The 16,275-nt window shown below is 70.5% G+C and carries 18 protein-coding genes and 1 pseudogene; 7 read left to right on the top strand and 12 right to left on the bottom strand.

Annotated elements, in window-relative coordinates; genetic code table 11:
- Positions 1 to 222: 222 nt before the first annotated feature.
- A pseudogene (locus tag ABT336_RS08165) lies at positions 223 to 1,133 on the bottom strand (IS3 family transposase); the annotation flags it as partial.
- A 473-nt stretch (positions 1,134 to 1,606) separates the two neighbouring features.
- Here ABT336_RS08165 and ABT336_RS08170 point away from each other — a divergent pair.
- The 7 genes from ABT336_RS08170 to ABT336_RS08200 all read left to right on the top strand — a co-directional run bounded on the left by ABT336_RS08170 (position 1,607) and on the right by ABT336_RS08200 (position 6,304).
- Complete coding sequence (locus tag ABT336_RS08170; protein ID WP_350895812.1) at positions 1,607 to 2,620, top strand: DUF6244 family protein; 1,014 nt, start codon at positions 1,607 to 1,609, stop codon at positions 2,618 to 2,620.
- Entirely contained in the window at positions 2,617 to 3,033 is a 417-nt protein-coding gene (locus tag ABT336_RS08175) for an Imm1 family immunity protein (RefSeq protein ID WP_350895813.1), read from the top strand. Before ABT336_RS08170 ends, ABT336_RS08175 begins: the two co-directional genes overlap by 4 nt.
- A 133-nt stretch (positions 3,034 to 3,166) precedes the next feature.
- Complete coding sequence (locus tag ABT336_RS08180; protein WP_350895814.1) at positions 3,167 to 3,997, top strand: hypothetical protein; 831 nt, start codon at positions 3,167 to 3,169, stop codon at positions 3,995 to 3,997.
- Positions 3,998 to 4,375: 378 nt separating this feature from the next.
- A complete protein-coding gene (locus tag ABT336_RS08185; protein ID WP_350895815.1) occupies positions 4,376 to 4,774 on the top strand; it encodes a CdiA C-terminal domain-containing protein in 399 nt (132 codons plus the stop codon).
- A gap of 13 nt (positions 4,775 to 4,787) precedes the next feature.
- On the top strand, positions 4,788 to 5,285 hold the full coding sequence (locus ABT336_RS08190; RefSeq protein ID WP_350895816.1) for a SitI3 family protein: 498 nt from the start codon (positions 4,788 to 4,790) through the stop codon (positions 5,283 to 5,285).
- 171 nt (positions 5,286 to 5,456) lie between these two features.
- A complete protein-coding gene (locus ABT336_RS08195) occupies positions 5,457 to 5,852 on the top strand; it encodes a CdiA C-terminal domain-containing protein (RefSeq protein WP_350895817.1) in 396 nt (131 codons plus the stop codon).
- Positions 5,852 to 6,304 carry a SitI3 family protein gene (locus ABT336_RS08200; protein WP_350895818.1) on the top strand — a complete coding sequence of 151 codons (453 nt, stop codon included), beginning with the start codon at positions 5,852 to 5,854 and terminating at the stop codon, positions 6,302 to 6,304. Before ABT336_RS08195 ends, ABT336_RS08200 begins: the two co-directional genes overlap by 1 nt.
- 269 nt (positions 6,305 to 6,573) lie before the next feature.
- On the opposite strand, the gene ABT336_RS08205 is transcribed toward ABT336_RS08200, so the two are convergent.
- The 11 genes from ABT336_RS08205 to ABT336_RS08255 all read right to left on the bottom strand — a co-directional run bounded on the left by ABT336_RS08205 (position 6,574) and on the right by ABT336_RS08255 (position 16,268).
- Complete coding sequence (locus ABT336_RS08205) at positions 6,574 to 6,786, bottom strand: DUF7919 family protein (RefSeq protein WP_502891136.1); 213 nt, start codon at positions 6,784 to 6,786, stop codon at positions 6,574 to 6,576.
- Between the two features lie 203 nt (positions 6,787 to 6,989).
- Positions 6,990 to 7,739 (bottom strand): SDR family NAD(P)-dependent oxidoreductase, encoded by a 750-nt coding sequence (locus ABT336_RS08210; protein ID WP_350895820.1) that lies wholly within the window; start codon positions 7,737 to 7,739, stop codon positions 6,990 to 6,992.
- 60 nt (positions 7,740 to 7,799) lie between these two features.
- Positions 7,800 to 8,444: a GntR family transcriptional regulator gene (locus ABT336_RS08215; protein WP_350895821.1), complete on the bottom strand. Its 645-nt coding sequence runs from the start codon at positions 8,442 to 8,444 to the stop codon at positions 7,800 to 7,802.
- A gap of 64 nt (positions 8,445 to 8,508) precedes the next feature.
- Positions 8,509 to 9,216 (bottom strand): alpha/beta fold hydrolase, encoded by a 708-nt coding sequence (locus ABT336_RS08220; protein ID WP_350895822.1) that lies wholly within the window; start codon positions 9,214 to 9,216, stop codon positions 8,509 to 8,511.
- A gap of 208 nt (positions 9,217 to 9,424) precedes the next feature.
- Positions 9,425 to 10,504, bottom strand: coding sequence for an alcohol dehydrogenase catalytic domain-containing protein (locus ABT336_RS08225; protein ID WP_350895823.1), 1,080 nt, complete (start codon positions 10,502 to 10,504; stop codon positions 9,425 to 9,427).
- Positions 10,491 to 11,234, bottom strand: a complete 744-nt coding sequence (locus ABT336_RS08230; protein WP_350895824.1) for a GntR family transcriptional regulator — start codon at positions 11,232 to 11,234, stop codon at positions 10,491 to 10,493. The genes ABT336_RS08225 and ABT336_RS08230 overlap by 14 nt, the downstream gene beginning before the upstream one ends.
- A gap of 8 nt (positions 11,235 to 11,242) precedes the next feature.
- Complete coding sequence (locus ABT336_RS08235; protein ID WP_350895825.1) at positions 11,243 to 12,163, bottom strand: 2-deoxy-5-keto-D-gluconate 6-phosphate aldolase domain-containing protein; 921 nt, start codon at positions 12,161 to 12,163, stop codon at positions 11,243 to 11,245.
- Positions 12,160 to 13,167, bottom strand: coding sequence for an alcohol dehydrogenase catalytic domain-containing protein (locus tag ABT336_RS08240; protein WP_350895826.1), 1,008 nt, complete (start codon positions 13,165 to 13,167; stop codon positions 12,160 to 12,162). The genes ABT336_RS08235 and ABT336_RS08240 overlap by 4 nt, the downstream gene beginning before the upstream one ends.
- Entirely contained in the window at positions 13,164 to 14,015 is an 852-nt protein-coding gene (locus tag ABT336_RS08245; RefSeq protein ID WP_350895827.1) for a carbohydrate ABC transporter permease, read from the bottom strand. The genes ABT336_RS08240 and ABT336_RS08245 overlap by 4 nt, the downstream gene beginning before the upstream one ends.
- Positions 14,012 to 14,968 carry a carbohydrate ABC transporter permease gene (locus ABT336_RS08250; RefSeq protein ID WP_350895828.1) on the bottom strand — a complete coding sequence of 319 codons (957 nt, stop codon included), beginning with the start codon at positions 14,966 to 14,968 and terminating at the stop codon, positions 14,012 to 14,014. Before ABT336_RS08250 ends, ABT336_RS08245 begins: the two co-directional genes overlap by 4 nt.
- 4 nt (positions 14,969 to 14,972) lie before the next feature.
- Positions 14,973 to 16,268, bottom strand: coding sequence for an ABC transporter substrate-binding protein (locus tag ABT336_RS08255; RefSeq protein WP_350895829.1), 1,296 nt, complete (start codon positions 16,266 to 16,268; stop codon positions 14,973 to 14,975).
- Positions 16,269 to 16,275: the final 7 nt, after the last annotated feature.

Consider the following 16,275-nt stretch of genomic DNA (forward strand, 5'->3'; position numbering starts at 1 on the left):
ATCAGGAGGAGAGTGAGCAGGAGCGCCAGTGATCGGGTGAGGCGTAGCCGGAACAGGATCCAGGTGACCGTGGGCAGACCGGCCCTGGCCAGTGCTGCGATCAGCAGGACTCCACCGATCAGTGCGATCAGCTCCGTACTCATGATGGGGTCCCCCGCGCAGTCGGAGGTCGTGGCCTTCTGAGGGAGGGCGTTTCCTGGAGCGAGCCCGCGTCACTGCTTCGAGGGCGTGGACGAATTTCCGTGATCGAAATTGGGATCCGTGGTCGGTGTGCAGCACGCACCCGGCGATGTCACCACGGCGGGCTACGGCGTTGTGTAAGGCGTTGACGGCCAGCCTCGACTTCATCCGGGAGTCGATGGAGTAGCCGACGATCCGGTGGGACCACACGTCCTTGATCGCGCACAGGTAGAGCTTGCCCTCGGCGGTGCGGTGTTCGGTGATGTCGGCCAACCACAGCCGGTTCGGCCCGTCAGCGGTGAAGTCGCGGCGGACCAGATCGTCGTGCACCGGCGGACCGACCTTGCCGCCCTTGCCCCGACGCTTGCGCTTGCCGAAGGTGCTCCACCAGCCCATGCCGGAGCAGATCCGCCACGCGGTGCGCTCGCCCATCGGGTGTCCGGCGGCGCGGGCCTCGTCGGCCAGGAACCGGTAGCCGAACTCCGGATCATCCCGGTGCGCGTCGAACAACGCGTCCGCCCGATACGCCGCCACCAGGTCAGCGTCGGTGACACGGCGGGCGAGCCACCGGTAGTAGGGCTGACGAGCGATCCTCAACACCCGGCACGTCACCGCCACGGGGATCCCGTCGGCGGCCAGCTCGCTCACGAGCGGGTAGAGCCTTTTCCCGGCAGATGCGCCTGCGACAAGTACGCCGCAGCCCGACGCAGGACCTCGTTCTCCTGCTCCAGGAGCCTGATCCGCTTCCGGGCCTCCCGCAACTCGGCCGATTCGCTGCCACTGACGCCAGGCTTGGTCCCGCCGTCAACGTCGGCCTGGCGCAACCACTTGAACAAGGTCATCGGGTGGACACCGAAGTCCTTCGCGATCTGCTCGACCGTCACACCAGGGTCCCGATCACGGGCCACCCGCACGACGTCGTCGCGGAACTCTCGGGGGTAGGGCTTGGGCACAGCGACATCCTTCCAGCTCACCGCCGGGGCAAGCCATCTCAGATGTCACCTATCGGTGCAGCAGACCCATCCGATGCCGGCCTCATTCCTTACACCCTCGGCGAGGTCCGACGTCTGCTGGCACACCTGATCACCGCCGCCCGACCGTTCGACCACATCCATCGATGGTCACGATGGCGACGCCGACACCAGTACCGCGCCCGAACAGCCCACTACCAGCAAGACACCGACTCCACCAGGTGCGGCTGGAGTACTAACCCTGCGAACACAGGCGAGGGCGTCTTTCGGGTTCAGTAACCCCAGCGGCGCCGGAGGCGGAATTCCGGCACCGAAGCCCGGCGCAGGCTGCCCAGCGACCGGAGGCGAGCGCACCACCGCACCGGCGACCACCGGCGGACCCAGTTCGACAAACAGCGTTCCGTCAATGGGCCTTACGCTGCCATTGCCGCGTAGGGCGTTGGGGGTGGGTGAGGGTGTCACTGACCGGCACGGTACGTGCCGACCTGCAGGCGATGGCCGCAGGTGTGGCCCGCGCGCAGCAGGTGGCCACTACGGTCGATCAGCGTGTCGAGCAGACCGCCGCCCGCGCGGTGGCCTCCGGTTTCGCCGGCGTCGCGGCCGGTCTCGCCAGGATGCGACAGGTACTCGGGCACGCCCGCTCCCGGCTGGTCGAGGCCGCGGATGTCCTGGGCGCGGCCTGCCGGTTCGTCGACGCGGTGGCGCACCAGCCGGCGCCGCAGGAGATCATCGCCGCGCTCACACCTGTGGCGATGGCGGTGACTGCGGTACAGGGTCGGGTGACCGGCGCGGGATCGGCGGTCAACGAGGCGCGGCGGCTCGTCACAGCGGTGCTGCACGGAGGGCAGCCGGGCCCGATGCTGGCGGGCCTGGAACAGGTACTGGAACTCCTGGCAGCCGTTCTCAGGCGGAGCACCGAGGCCCGGGAGCACGTCGAGGAAGCGCTGGCACGGGCTCGTCAGATCGGCGGTACGGAGGGGCCGGTGACGGGAGGTGGAAGCCACATCAGCCGACCGCCCATCCCAGGCGACGCGCCCACGACCACGACCGATGGACCGGCATCCTCCGAGCCGCTACCCGCCTGGCTGCCGGAGGCCGCTCGTGACCTGCCTCGACGAGAGGCGAAGGACCCCACCTCCGGTGTCGCCTTGATCGACGGCCAACAGATAACGATGAGATCCGGCCGCGACCCGGCTGCCGCCGCCGACCTCAAACCGGCCTACCAGCTCATCGCCACCACGACCGACCACCTGGAGGCCAAGCTCGCCGCCCGGATGCGCCGCGAACACCTCACCGACGCGGCCGTCGTGACCAACAACCCGCCCTGCGACTACACCCCCTACGGCTGCGAGAAGATCCTCTCCCGGCTCCTCCCCGCCGGCGCACGACTGACCGTCTACGTACGCGACGATGACGGACAGGTACGCCACTGGCGCACCTACACCGGCAACGGAAAGGCGATCGCATGAAGGTGACCTGGACCTACGACCGAGGCGACCACCGCGACAACCACGAAGCCGACGTGACCGAACCCGCCGCCCTGGATACCCTCCTGGGCAAGATCCACCAGGCTGGCGAGCCCGTCGTGGTCACCATCTTCTCCGACACCACCGACGATCCCGACGACCTGCCGCCTGGCCTCCAGGTGGGGCTCGGCCATCCCACCCACGCCTTCGCGGTCCACATCGCCGACACCGGCGGCTACCTCACCGACCCCACCGCCACCGCTCCACAACAAGGTCTCCACTTCGACTTCGGCGGAGTACCCACCGAGTACCCCGCAGCACACCTCCGGCTACGTCCCGAGACTGCCATTCAGATCGCGGCCACCTTCGTCAGGAGTGGCGGTGCACCGCCACGCGTGCCCGCCACCAGCGAATAGCCATGGGCTCTACCAAGGCTGTTGGGGCGGTATTCGGCGGAGTCTCACAACCGGTACGGCATCAAGTTCTCGGGTCTTGATGGGCCGTGTCGTCCCGGGACAGATTCGTCCTCGGCTCAGAAAGGTGGTCGACATGGTTCGGGCTGCGATCATGCGGCGGATCGGTGCCGCCCGCACCACTGGGAGCACGGGGACCTGGGGGGCGGCGGCCTCCGCCGTCGGCGTACTGACCGCAGTGTTGATGCTGGGCATCCAGACCCGCCCGGTCGTGGCGGCGGCCGTCTGGTCCTGGCGCTTCGCCGAGCACGCCCCGACCACCGTCATCGGGGCGACCGGCTGGGCCCGCCTGGCCGGCTGGGCACTGGTGGTCGCAGCCCTGGCAGCCGGCTGGCGCAGGGCGGCCACGGGTGCGGCGTGCGCGGTAGCGGTGGCCGACCTGGCGGTACTGGCCATCGGCATCGGCACCCCCGACCCCGGGTGGCAGCTGCTCCTCGGCGTGGTCGTCGCGATCTTACTGGCCGGGTCGGCCCCGTCGCAGGGACGCCGGGGCCGGTTTCCCGGCCGAGTCTGGGTCCTGCTGTTCGCGATGGGGGCCAGCACGGCACTCGCCGCAGCGGGGGCACCGTTGGTCGCACACCGGTCCGGCAACATCCTGGCCGTGGACACCGGCACCCTGGCCGGCATCGGGCTCGGCACCATAGCGCTGGTGGCGCTACTCAGCGTCTCGGCCATGCTGCTCCTGCCCACGGCCGGCCGCCACCGGGTGCTGGTCCTCCTGGCCACGGTGGCGGTCCTCCTGGCCACCATGCAACTCGGCTACGACAACGCCTTCGCCTCCGCCGTACCCGGGCCCGCCTTGATCGGCTCACCCGCCCTGGCCCTGGTGATGGCCACGACGACGGCGACAACGGTGCTCACGATCGGTGCGTTCGCCATCCGCCACGAAGCACGGACCCGGGAATGAGACCCAGCCGGCCGCCAGCCCTACCTGAGCAGGTCCGCGGGGTCGATCCGCTCTCCCGTGTCCAAGGGCTTCAGGTAGGAGATGGCGGCAACGTCGGACCGTGTCTGCGGACGATTGCATATAGGGGCAGTAGAGATGGAACAGCCGCCTCGCTCTCGCAGCTTCAGTGGCGGGAAACTGAGCGGGGCTGACCGTCCCCCGACGGTCAGCCCCGGCCCCGAGAACGCCACGGGTTCTGCGGACCCGCGTTCCAACGCCGGTCGCACCGGTTCCACCACCAGCGCGGGGAGCATGCGATGGTCACGGCGTCCCACCGGTACACCGGGTGGAAAGCCCACCGGGTCCCGGACCAGGATCCGACCCTCCGCAGACGCCGCAGTGCAGCGGGCCCTGCAATTGGAGAACGAGTGCGCGGACACGCTTGCCGACGCGGCGTACCAGGTGCACCAGAACCCGACCCGTAAGGAGATCGGCCAGGCTCGGCACGACACCGGTGATACCGGAGAGCCGGACAAAGACCCGGACTACCTGGTCGAGGGACACGTCTTCGACTGCTACTCACCGACGGCCACCAGGGCCGTGCGCGGGGTCTGGACGGCCGTCGAGGAGAAGATCGTCCGGAAGCAGACCCAGCGAGTGGTGATCAACCTCCAGGACTGGACTGGCGACCTCGCCGCCTTGCGCAAGCAGTTCGACGACTGGCCCATCCCCAACCTCAAGGAGGTCGCGGCGGTGACCAGGAACGGTGAGATCATTCAAATCCTGCGGCGAGACTGAGAGCGAGCAGCACATGGGCATCGACTACCGACTGACACTGGCCGGGGACATCCCGCTGGAACAGGTGGCGGCGCTCGTCGTACCGGACGGCTTCCGGGACTCCACCGGAGCCGGCGGCCCCCGCCTGCTCACCGCCGACCTGACCACCCAGCGGGGCTTCAGCGTCAGCGTCTTCGCGGGCAGCAACGGCTACCTCGACGCCGAGGGCGACGACGGCACCCACTGGGAGTGGGAACCCGACAGGTACGTCAACGTCATCTTCGACATGGTCAAGAACGACCAGCCGGACACCGCCACCGCAGACATGGTGGCCGCCGTGGCCCGGGTCCTCGCCGACCGGCCGGAGGACGCCGCCCTGGTCCTGGGCAACAACTGGCTCCTGCTCACCCGAACCGCCGGCCGGCTACGCACACACCGACCACAATGGTGGGACAACTACGGGCTCGCCGAAACCTTCACCCAACAGCACTGTCCGACTGGCATTGTCGAGCATCGAAGAGATCACCGGTGAGCTGCGTACGCTCGCGGCCGGGGTCGAGCGGGCGCAGAGCCAGGGCAGGCCCCCGACACCGTGTTCCCGCCCTGGAGCAGGACACCCACGGGGGCCGGCAACGGCAGACCGACCGGGCCGCGTACCAGAATCGGACCCAAGACCGACGACAGCACGAGGCGAGCCCTCGAGTTGGAGAACGAGTGCGCCGACACGGTCGCTGACAACGGCTACCGGGTACACCAGAACCCCACCCGACAGGAAGTCGGCACCTCCCGGGAGCGCACCGGTGACAGCGGGTCCCCGGACAAGGACCCCGACTATCTCATCGAAGGCCACGTCTTCGACTGCTACTCCCCGCAGGCCACCACGTCGGCACGCAACATCTGGGCACAGGTCCAGGAGAAGATCGACGACGGGCAGACCCAACGCGTCACGCTGAACCTCACCGACTGGCGAGGCGACCCGACGGCCCTACACCGCCAGTTCGACAGCTGGCCCATCGACGGACTGAAGGAACTGGTCGCGGTGAGGGGCGACGGTACGACCGTCCAGATCCTCCGGCGAGACCGAGAAGGGAAGGCCTGATGGCCGTGGAATTCCGCCTGGTCCTGGCCGGTGATCCTCCCGTCGGCGAGGTCGCCGCGCTGACCGCCGCCGAACCCGCCGAGACGCCACAGCCGGCGTTCAAGCCGGGCCTGTTCACCGCCCGACTGTACGACCAACGCGGCTACGCCATCGCCGTCCGCTCCGGTGCCCACGGCTACTACGAGGCCGAGACAGACGGCGACGCCCGCTGGGAATGGGAACCGGACACCTACGTCAACGTCACCTTCTCCATGCGCGCCGACGACATCGTGGACAAGGGAATCCCCAACATGGTGACGGCCGTCGGCAGGATCCTGGCCGGCCGGGGCGAGGACGCCGCACTGATCCAAGACGGCAACTACCTCTACCTGACCCGCACCGACGGTGTCATCCGCAAACACCGCCCCAGCTGGTGGAACCACTACCACCTGGACCACCTCATCACCGGCTGACAGCTTTCGTCACGGGTCTGCTGCGCCCGATAGGTGATATCTGAGTTGGCTTGCCTGCGTGGCGGCACCCGGCAAGGATCTCGCCGAGGTCCACGACTATCACGACCCGGCCACACCCATCCTCGCCGCCTCACTTCCTCGCCGCATGCCCGGATACCGGGCCCTCGGCTTCACCAGAACATGTTCCATGTGACAGCTCGCGGGTCGGTCCTCGGTGACGGCACAGACCTTCGCCCGGCGCAGGACAGCGCCCTGCCTCCTTCGTTCGTTCAGGAGAAGGTGAGGCGGTCGGCGTGGTCGGGGATCCATGGGCTCGGCTCGACCATCCAGCCGGGGTCGTACCCGCGCACCGCGTCGATGAAGTCGGCCGGAGGCCGGTAGGAGTGGACGCTGACGTAGTGCGCAACGAGGGTCGGGACGGCGAACATCCCCCCGGGCCGCGAGGGGATCCGCAGCTCGGTACCCCCGGCCCACCGTCCAATCCAGGCACCCGAGGCGGGGTACGGCGTCGACCCGGTTCACCGGCCTCAGCCTGCGCGCCACGGCCACACGATGCACAGCAGCCGTACGACGACTGCGCCAGGTACCCCTCGGTGGACCCCTTCCATAGACACCTTGAGGGCCCGCAGTTCGAACACCTGACACCCCTCATTCAGAACATGACCGCCCCTCGGTGTCGGGGATGCTAACGGGGTAGGCCCTGGTAGTCGGCGGGTCCGGCGATCTGCCCGCCGTCGCCGGCCACTTCGCTGCCCGTGACGAAGGCAGAGTCGTCGCTGGCGAAGAAGAGGACGATCCGGGCGATGTCGTCGGGCTCGCCGACCCGGCCGAGTGCGACGTTGCTGGTGTCGAAGACGACGCCGTCGGTCATGGGGGTCCGGATCTGACCGGGGTGGACGGCGTTCACGCGGATCCCGTGCACGCCCAACTCCAGCGCGGCGGTCTTGGTCAGGCCGCGTACGCCCCACTTCGCCACCACGTATCCGGCCATTCTCGGCACTCCCTGGAGGGCGCCGACGGAGCCGATGTTGACGATCGATCCGCCACCGACGCGCTTCATCGCCGGGACCACTGCCTGGATGCCGTTGAAGACTCCGATCAGGTTGACGTCCAGCGTGCGCTGCAGCCGCGCGGCGTCCCACTGCTCCAGCGGGGCCGGGTCGGCGATGCCGGCGTTGTTGACCAGGATGTCCAGGGTGCCGAACCGCTCCTCGGTCCGTCCGACGAGGGTGGCCCACTCGTCGGCCGACCGGACGTCGAGCTGCTCGGCGACGGCCGACGGCCCGAGTTCGGCGGCGATCGCCGCTGCCTTCGGGAGGTTCACGTCGGCGACGACCACGTTCGCGCCCTCGGTCACGAACCGGCGCACGGTCGCGGCGCCCATTCCCATGGCGCCGCCGGTGACCAACGCCGTTTTTCCCGGTAACCGTGCCATGTCGTGGTTCCCTCCTGGCGTGCCGCCGCCCAGCCCGGGACTGACGACGAACCGGAGGGGCTACGGCGTGGGTGTCTCGAAGTCGAACAGGGGATCCAGGCTCAGCCAGTTCTCCCGGGCCGCCGCCGCGGCCCGGTCCGCGTCGCCGGCCGCGCAGAGTTCGATGATGCGTTCGTGCAGTGCCACGGAGTCGCGCCCGCTCAGGGAGGAGAAGCGGAGTCGTTCGAGCCGGCGCAGAAGCGGAGTGAACTGTTCCAGCACCGAGCGGATCGCCGGGTTGGCGGCGGCCGTCACCGTAACGCCGTGGAACTCGTCGTCGGAGGCGATCGCGGCGTCGACGTCGCCTGCTTGCAGGGCCGCCGCGAACCGCCGGTTGGCGACCCGCATGGCCTCGATCTCGTCTGCCGACAGGCGGGGGACCGCCTGGCGTACTGCCAGCTCGTGCATTGCTGCGGTGACCGACTGGGCCGCCCGGGCGGCCTGGACGTCCAGTGGGGTGACCATTGTGTACCGACCGGGCTTGGTCTGGACGAGGCCGGCCTCTTCCAGCCGGGCCAGCGCCTCACGCACGGGGGTTCGGCTGACCCCCAGCCACTGGGCGAGGTCGACGTCGTTGAGTCGCTCCCCCGGCACCAGGGTGCCGTCGACGATGGCGTCGCGGATCGACCGGTACGCGTTCTCCCGGAGCAGGGCCCGCGGAATCACACCCTGACGCTCGGGGATCGGCATGCAATATATTTCACCCTGCGTCAGCGCACCTGTCAACGCGTCACACGCCGCCGCCGAGGGCGCTCCGGGCAGCGGTGACGATCACGTCGGAGACGACGCCGGGCTGGGTCATGAACAGGGCGTGGCTGGCCGGGACGGTGGTGACCGTGGCGTTGCTCCGCTTGGCCATGTGGTGCAGCATCGCCTGGTCGAAGGCCCGGTCCTCGGTGGCGATCACGGCCCAGCTCGGCTTGTCGCGCCAGGCCGCGTGCTGCACCGGGGTCGCGAAGACCGCCATGTTGACGGGTACCTGCGAGTCACGGAGGAAGGCGGCGTCGGCGTCGCTGGTGTCCGCCGCGAACCCGGCCTTGAACGTGTCGGGGGCGAGGTGGCCGTACCCCTCGACGACGTCGATGACGAACTCCGGTGTGGGGGCGAACCCCTCGTACTGCTGGGCGGAGGTCTCGCCGACGTCGGGCACCAGCGCCGACACGTAGACCAGCCCGGCGACCTTCGGGTGCACTCCCGCCTCAGTGATCACGGTGCCGCCCCAGGAGTGGCCGACGAGGACGGTCGGGCCGTCCTGCCGGTCGAGCACCCGCCGGGTCGCCGCGACGTCGTCCGCCAGCGAGGTGAGCGGGTTCTGCACGACGGTGACCCGGTATCCCCGGGAGGTCAGGTTCTCGTACACGCCGCGCCAGCCGGAGCCGTCGGCGAACGCGCCGTGCACCAGTACGACGTTCTGGATCTCTCGATCGGCAGTGCTCATGGACTTGGTCCTTCCCTCGCCGCATCGGCTTCCCGGACGGATCCTCGGCGAGCCGACGATCCCACATCCAGAGTGCAGAATATTGCACGCACCATTATGGAGCAAGGGTCGAGCGCCCTCGGATCATCGAGCGACCCCAATGTCGCCACGACTCGGGGTGGTGCCCACCGGGGTGGGCGGGGGTGCTACGCCGGGGTGGGCGGGGGTGCTACGCCGGGGTGGTGGCGGCCGACTCGCCGTACGGGGCGAGGAAAACCTTGTCGGCGGTGCCGGAGCGCTGCTCGGCCAGGGCCGCCGGCAGCTCGTCGAGCCCGAAGAAGGCCGGGGTCAGCTGCTCCAGGGGCAGCGCGGAGAGCAGGCCCACCGCCCGGTGGTGGGTGTACGGGTTGATCAGGGCCCCGATGATGGTCAGCTCCCGGGAGAAGATCTCGTTCGGCCGGATGCTCGCCTCGTCCTCGGGGTGCGCGACCCCGAAGACCAGGATCCGTCCACCCCGCGACGCCATCGCCACCGCGTCGCGCAGGATCGACGACGATCCGACGGCGTCCACGACGTACGGGAAACCGAGGCCGCCGGTCAGCGCCCGGGCCGCCGACTCCGTCGCCGGGTCGGTCGGGTCGAGGGCCGCGTGCGCCCCCATCGCCAGGGCCAGGGTGCGTCGGTGCGGACGGGGGTCCATCGCCACGACCGGGGCGCAGCCGGCGGACCGGGCCAGCGCCACCATCATCGCGCCGGCCGGTCCGGTGCCGTAGACCAACGCCGGGAGGCCGGAGACCGGGGCCAACCGGTCCATCCCGTGGACGCAGCAGGCCAGCGGCTCGGTCAGCGCGCCGATCCAGGGTGGTGTCCCGGTCGGCAGCCGGTACGCGATCCGCGCCGGGACGACCTGCCGTCGGGTCATCCCGCCGTCGAGCCGTACCCCGTAGCCACGTCGGTGGTCGCAGAGGTGTTCCTGGCCGAGCCGACAGTACGTACAGGCGGTGCAGTAGTGGTGAGGCTCGACGGTGACCAGGTCCCCGACGTCGAGCCCGTCGACCTCCGCCCCCAGCTCGGTGACCCGGCCGCAGACCTCGTGGCCGAGCACGACCGGTGGGGCGGCGGGGAAGGAGCCCGCCACGATGTGCCCGTCGGTGCCGCAGACCCCGACAGCCAGCGGGGCGAGAGCCACCTCGTGCGGCATCAGGTCCCGGGCGGGCACCTGCTCCAACCGGACGTCGCCCGGCCCGTGGAACCGGACGGCGGCCGTACTCCCGGGACCGGTCGGCGGGCCGGGGTCAGCGGCCGGCATGGAGTTTCTCCTTGAGGCGGCGGATGTGCGCCAACGCCGCCTCGGCCGCGGCGTCCGGGTCACCGGCGCAGATGGCCTCGAAGATGGCCTGGTGCTCGTCGACGGCGAGCAGCATGCCCCCCTGCACGCTGGTGGAGCGCATCGCCAGCCGGACCCGCCCCTGCACCCCGTCGAGCATCTGGGCGAGCACCGGGCTCTGGGCGGCCAGCCGGATCTCCCGGTGGAACGCCGCGTCCAGCTCCAGGTGCTGGGCCAGGTCGCCGGCCTCGGCGGCGGCCCGGTGCGCTGTCAACAGCCCGAGCAGGGTACGCCGCAGGGCCGGGGTGTACCGCTGGGCGGCGAGCCGGGCGGCCGCCCACTCCAGCGCCTCCCGCGCCTCGTAGAGGCTGACCAGCTCGGCCCCGGAGATCCGGGCGACGACCGCGCCCCGGTTCATGTTCTCGCTGGCCAGGCCCTCCTGCACCAACCGGATGACGGCGTCCCGCACGGGGCTGCGGCTGACCGAGAACTCCTCGGCCAGCGCCGGGATGCTGAGTCGGGCCCCGGGCCGCAGCTCGCCGGAGATGATCCGGTCGCGGACCGCCTGGTAGATGGTCTCCCCGGCCCGGACCGCCTCCTCGGCGCGGGGCCGGACCGCGTCCCCGGCCCGGACCGCCTCCTCGGCGGGGGGCCGGGCGGACTCCTCGGTCGCGGTCCGCTGCTGCTGGGGGCTGATCGACGTGGGCGGCACAGGTGACCTCACTCGACAGACGTGCCGGCCGACCCGGTGCCGGCTGCGGCGGTGGACGCGGCGGCGAGGAAGCCGGTGGCGAACCTGCGGTAGGTGGCCGCCACCGAGGCGACCGCCTCCGGGCGGGTGACCTCGCCGGAGAGCAGTCCGCGCAGCGCGTCCCACCAGATGCTACGGCCGATGGCGAAGCCGGTGAAGCCACCGGCTGCCGCGGCGCGCAGCCGTCGGTCCACCGTCTCCGCCGGGGCGTTGGCGCCCAGCAGGATGCACTCACCGCCGGTGGCGGCGGCCAGGTCGGTGGCGGCCCGGTGGTGGTCGACCTCGGCGAGGTGCTCCAGCTTCCACACGTCGACGGGGAACGCCTGGGACAGCTCCGTCATCCCGCGCAGGATGAGTTCGGGGCGCAGCGTCCGGTCGAACGCGTCGGTGTCCCCGTCGACCGCCGCGAGCTGCCCAGGGGTCGGCGGTACCAGGAGTTCGACGAGGAACCGGCCGCCGCTGTCGCGGACCGCCGTGGCCACCTCGGCAAGCCGGTCCCGCTGCACGGCGTTGCCCGCCTGGTCGCCGTCCACGTTGTACCGGATGAGCACCTTCGGCAGTGCGGGCCCGTGGTGGCGCAGGAAGCCGGGCAGGTCGGCGGGCTCGGTCTCGTAGACGTCGAGGCCCCCGCGCTCCACCGGCATGCTCAGTGTGACCCGGTGGGCGTGGGCCCGCTCCGGCACCCCCGGCCCGAGCAGGTCGTCGACCAGTACGGCGGCATGTTCCCGCAGCTCGGGGGCGTCCGCCAGGGCGGCGAGGAGCCCGTCGAGGACCATGTGCTTGCCGTCGGCGATCGCGGCCCGCTCGGCGACGGCGGCGGTGCCGGTGTGCCCGTACAGGGCCTTGGTCAGCCAGGGGCGCTGGTCCATGGCGAGGATCAGCAGACTCATCGGGCTTCCTCCGTGACGATGCAGGGCTTGACGTGGTCTCCGGCGACGAACCGGGCGAACGCCCCGGGCAGCTCGGCCAGGGGCAGGGGGTGGGTCAGGGTGTCGCGCAGGGTGGTGCCGACCGCCCGGAGCAGGGCCCAGTTCTCCGGCACCTCGCTGATCGGGAAGTAGAAGGAGCGCACCGTGAAGCAGTCGGTGCGCCGCCACCGTGGGGTCGCGGGCATCGTGTACGGCTCGTTCGACTCGCCGAGCGCCACCACGGTGCCGCCGGGGGTGACCACCCGCTGGGCGGTCTCCCGGGCGGCGGTCGCCCCGGAGACCTCGACGACCAGGTCGTACCGGTTCTCCCGGGTCAGCTCCTCGGCGGTGACGGCGGCGGCGCCGAGCCGTGTGGCGGTGTCCAGCCGACCGGGGTGCGGGTCGTAGGCGTGCACCTCGCCGACCCCCAGCAGCGGGGCGACGGCGACGACGCCGAGCCCCAGCGGACCGGCCCCCACCACCAGGGCCCGGTCGACGTCGCCGGCCCGGGTGCGCCGGGCCAGCCGCAGCGCGTGCGCGGCGGTCCCGACGGTGTCCAGGCCGAGCACGGCGACGTCCAGCGGTACGTCGTCGGGGACCGGCAGCACGCAGCGGGCCGGTACGTCGACGTGCTCGGCGAACCCGCCGTCGCGTTGCCAGCCGATCAGCTCCCCCAGGGCCAGGCACTGGTTTGTCGCCCCGGACCGGCAGCGCACACACTCGCCGCAGTAGACGGGGATGTAGACGATGGCCCGGGTGCCGGTCGGCACTGTGACGCCCGCCCCCACCTCGACGACGGTGCCGCCGATCTCGTGACCGGGTACCACCGGCGAACCGGCGGCGAGCAACCGCTTGTCCGACCCGCAGAGGGCGCAGACGTCGACCCGCAGCCGGACCTCGCCCGGGGCGACCGGGCCGAGTGGCACCTGTTCGAAGTCGATCCGCCCGGCGCCGGGGAACCTGGCCCGGGAACTGGTCGTGCTCACTTGACCGCACCTCCGGTGATGCCCCGGACCAGCCAGCGCTGCGCGAAGACGGTGAGCAGCAGCGCGGGGGCCGAGATCAGTGTGCTGGCGGCCATCAGGCCACCGAAGTCGTTCGATCCCTGACCGATGAAGTTGAACGCGATGACCGTCAGGGGCAGCGTCTCGTTGTTCGCCAGGGCGAGCGCGAACAGGAAGTAGTTCCAGGAGAAGACGAAGCTGAGGGTCGTCGCCACCGACAGCCCCGGCAGGGCCAGCGGCAGGGCGATCCGGGTGAACCGCTGCCAGGCGTTCGCCCCGTCGATGAGGGTCGACTCCTCGATGCTGATCGGGATCTCCTCGAAGAAGGGGATCAGCAGCCAGATGCAGAGCGGCATCGTGATGATGAGGTGGGCGACGATCAGCAGGGCGTAGTTCAGCGCGGTGCTCGACGGGGCGTCGATGCGTACCGAGAGGACGAAGAGCGGCAGGACGAAGAGCACCCCGGGGGCCATCCGGGCCAGCAGGGTGAGGAAGCCCAGGCCGGGCAGGTTGCGGCGGACCACGACGTACGCCGCGGGTACCCCCAGCAGCAGGCCGAGCAGCGTCGAGCCGCCGGCCACGACGAAGCTGTTGAGGATGTACCGGCCGAAGTCGAACCGCTCGAAGAGGGCGGTGTAGTTCTCCAGGGTCAGCGCCGAGGTGACGGCGAAGATCGAGCCGGTGATGTCCACGTTGCGCCGCAGCGAGGACCAGAGCATGAACAGCACCGGGGCGAAGAAGATCACCGTGAAGACGGCGTACGCCGCGTAGACCCCGAGGCGACGGCGGCGGGACCGCCCTGCGGCGTCGACGCCGGCCGCGGTGCTCACTTCGCCTCCCGGGAGCGCAGCCAGGTGAAGAGCCCGGCGATGCCGATGACCAGGACGAGCAGCGTGATCTGCAACGCCGCCGCGTAGCTGGGGGCCTGGTCGATGAAGGCGGCCCGGTAGCCGTAGACGTTCAGGGTGTTCGTCGCGTTCACCGGACCCCCCTGGGTCATGATGTAGACGGTGTCGAAGAACCGGACCAGGTCGACGGTGCGCAGCAGGATCGCCACGGTCAGCACCGGGCGCAGCAGCGGCAGGCCGATGTGCCAGGCGGTACGCCACCCGCTCGCCCCGTCGATCGCGGCGGCCTCGAAGGGCTCCTCGGGCAGCGCCCGGATGCCCGCCGAGATGATCAGGGCCATGAACGGGGTCCACTGCCAGATGTCGACCAGGGCGATGGACCAGGGGGCGATGCTCGGGTCACCGAGCCAGATCACCGGGTCGATGCCGATCGCCCCGAGCAGCTGGTTGGCCGCGCCGAGGGTCGGATCCATGATGAGCAGCCAGAGCAGGCCGACCGCGACGCTCGCGGTGATCGCCGGGATGAGCATCATCCCCTGGAAGATCCGCCGACCGGGCACGTCGAGGCTCATCACGTACCCGAGCACCAGCCCGAGCAGCGTCTCGACCACGAGACAGACGACGAAGAGGAAGATCGTCACCCGCAGCGAGTTCCAGAACTCGGGGGTGGAGAGCATCTCCCGGTAGTTGCCGAAGCCGAGCAGGCCGGCGTTGGTGCCGTCCGGCCGCCGGTCGGTGATCGACAGCCACAGCGTGTAGAAGATCGGCACCAGCACCAGGGCGCCGGTGGCGAGCAGCGCCGGCAGGACGAACGGCAGGATGCCCCGCGCTGTCGGGTCGACCCGGCGTCGGCGGCGTCGCCGCTGTGCTGGGGGCGGCGCCCCCCGCTCCGGCTGCCCGGAGCGGGAGACGTCCGACTGACTCGTGGTGACCACTACGTCATCCCTCGTTCTTGGCCAACTGCGGGGCGAGACCGTCCTGGATCTGTTTGGCCGCCTCGGCGGCCGAGGCCCGGCCCAGGATCGCCAGGCCCACCGCGTCACCGATGATCTTTCGCATCTCCGGCGCCGCCACCCCGACCGGGCCGACCTCCGTGGAGCCGGTGGTCTGCGCGGAGGTCAGCACCTCGTTCCACTCCTTGAGCAGCTCGGTGTCGAGCGAGGAGGTGTACGCCTCCGACCCGGCCACCGAGGAACGCGGCGGGGCGATGCCCGACTCGGTCAGCTTCTGCTGCACCTCGGCGCCGGTCGCCCACTCGACGAACTTCCAGGCCGCGTCCTTCTTCTGCGAGAACGACGAGATCGCCAGCCCCCAGGAGAGGATCGTGGTGCGGGAACCGGCCTCCCCGGCGGGGAAGGAGACCACGCCCAGGTCGTCGGCGACCTTCGAGCTGCCCGGGTCGGTGAGGCTGCTGACCTCGTTGCTCGACTCCAGCATCATCGCCGCGTTCCCGGCCGCCATCAGGGCCGAGGACTGGGTGAAGGTGTTGTTGACCACGCCGTCCGGGCCGTACTCCCGGGCCAGGGTGGCGTACTGGTCGATCGCCTCGACGGCCCGCGGGTCGTCGAAGTTGGGGGTGACCTTGTCCTCCTTGGTCCACTCCACTCCCCGGGCGTGCAGGAAGGGGCCGAAGGTGAACGGCAGCGCGGTGGACTGCCCGCGCAGCGCGAGCGGGGTGACCTGGCCGTTCGAGCGGTCCTTGATCGCCGCCGCGGTGCTGGTCAGCTCCGCCAGGGTGGTCGGTGGGGTGAGGTTGTACTCCCGGAACAGGTCCTTGCGGTAGTAGAGCACCACGGCCTCGACGTTGATCGGCGCGGCGATCTGCTTGTCGTCGACGGTCATGCCGGTCCGGACCGCCTCGGGGAAGTCCTCGACGTCGTAGTCGGCGGCCCCGGAGACGTACGAGTCCAGCGGCTCGTAGTAGTTCGACCGGGCGAACTGCGGCCCCTCCCGGGAGGGCAGCGCCATGAACACGTCCATGGCGGAGCTACGGGACTGCAGGTTGAGCTGCACCTTGTCACGCATCTGCTGCTCGGCGAAGGTCTGCACCCGTACCTTCACCCCCGATTCCCGTTCGAAGTCGCCGATCAGCGGCTCGATCGCCCGCTGCCAGGGGTGGTTGGACATGATGAGGTTGATCTCGTTGGACGCTCCGGCGGAGTCGCCTCCGCCGCAGCCGACGAGGAGCCCGCCGGCCATGGCCAGAGCGACCCCGGCGGTGAGGTATCTGCGCATGGTTGTG

Origin of the sequence: Micromonospora sp. NPDC000207 (assembly GCF_040300925.1) — a bacterium.
In the GTDB taxonomy this organism is placed as follows: Bacteria; Actinomycetota; Actinomycetes; order Mycobacteriales; family Micromonosporaceae; genus Micromonospora.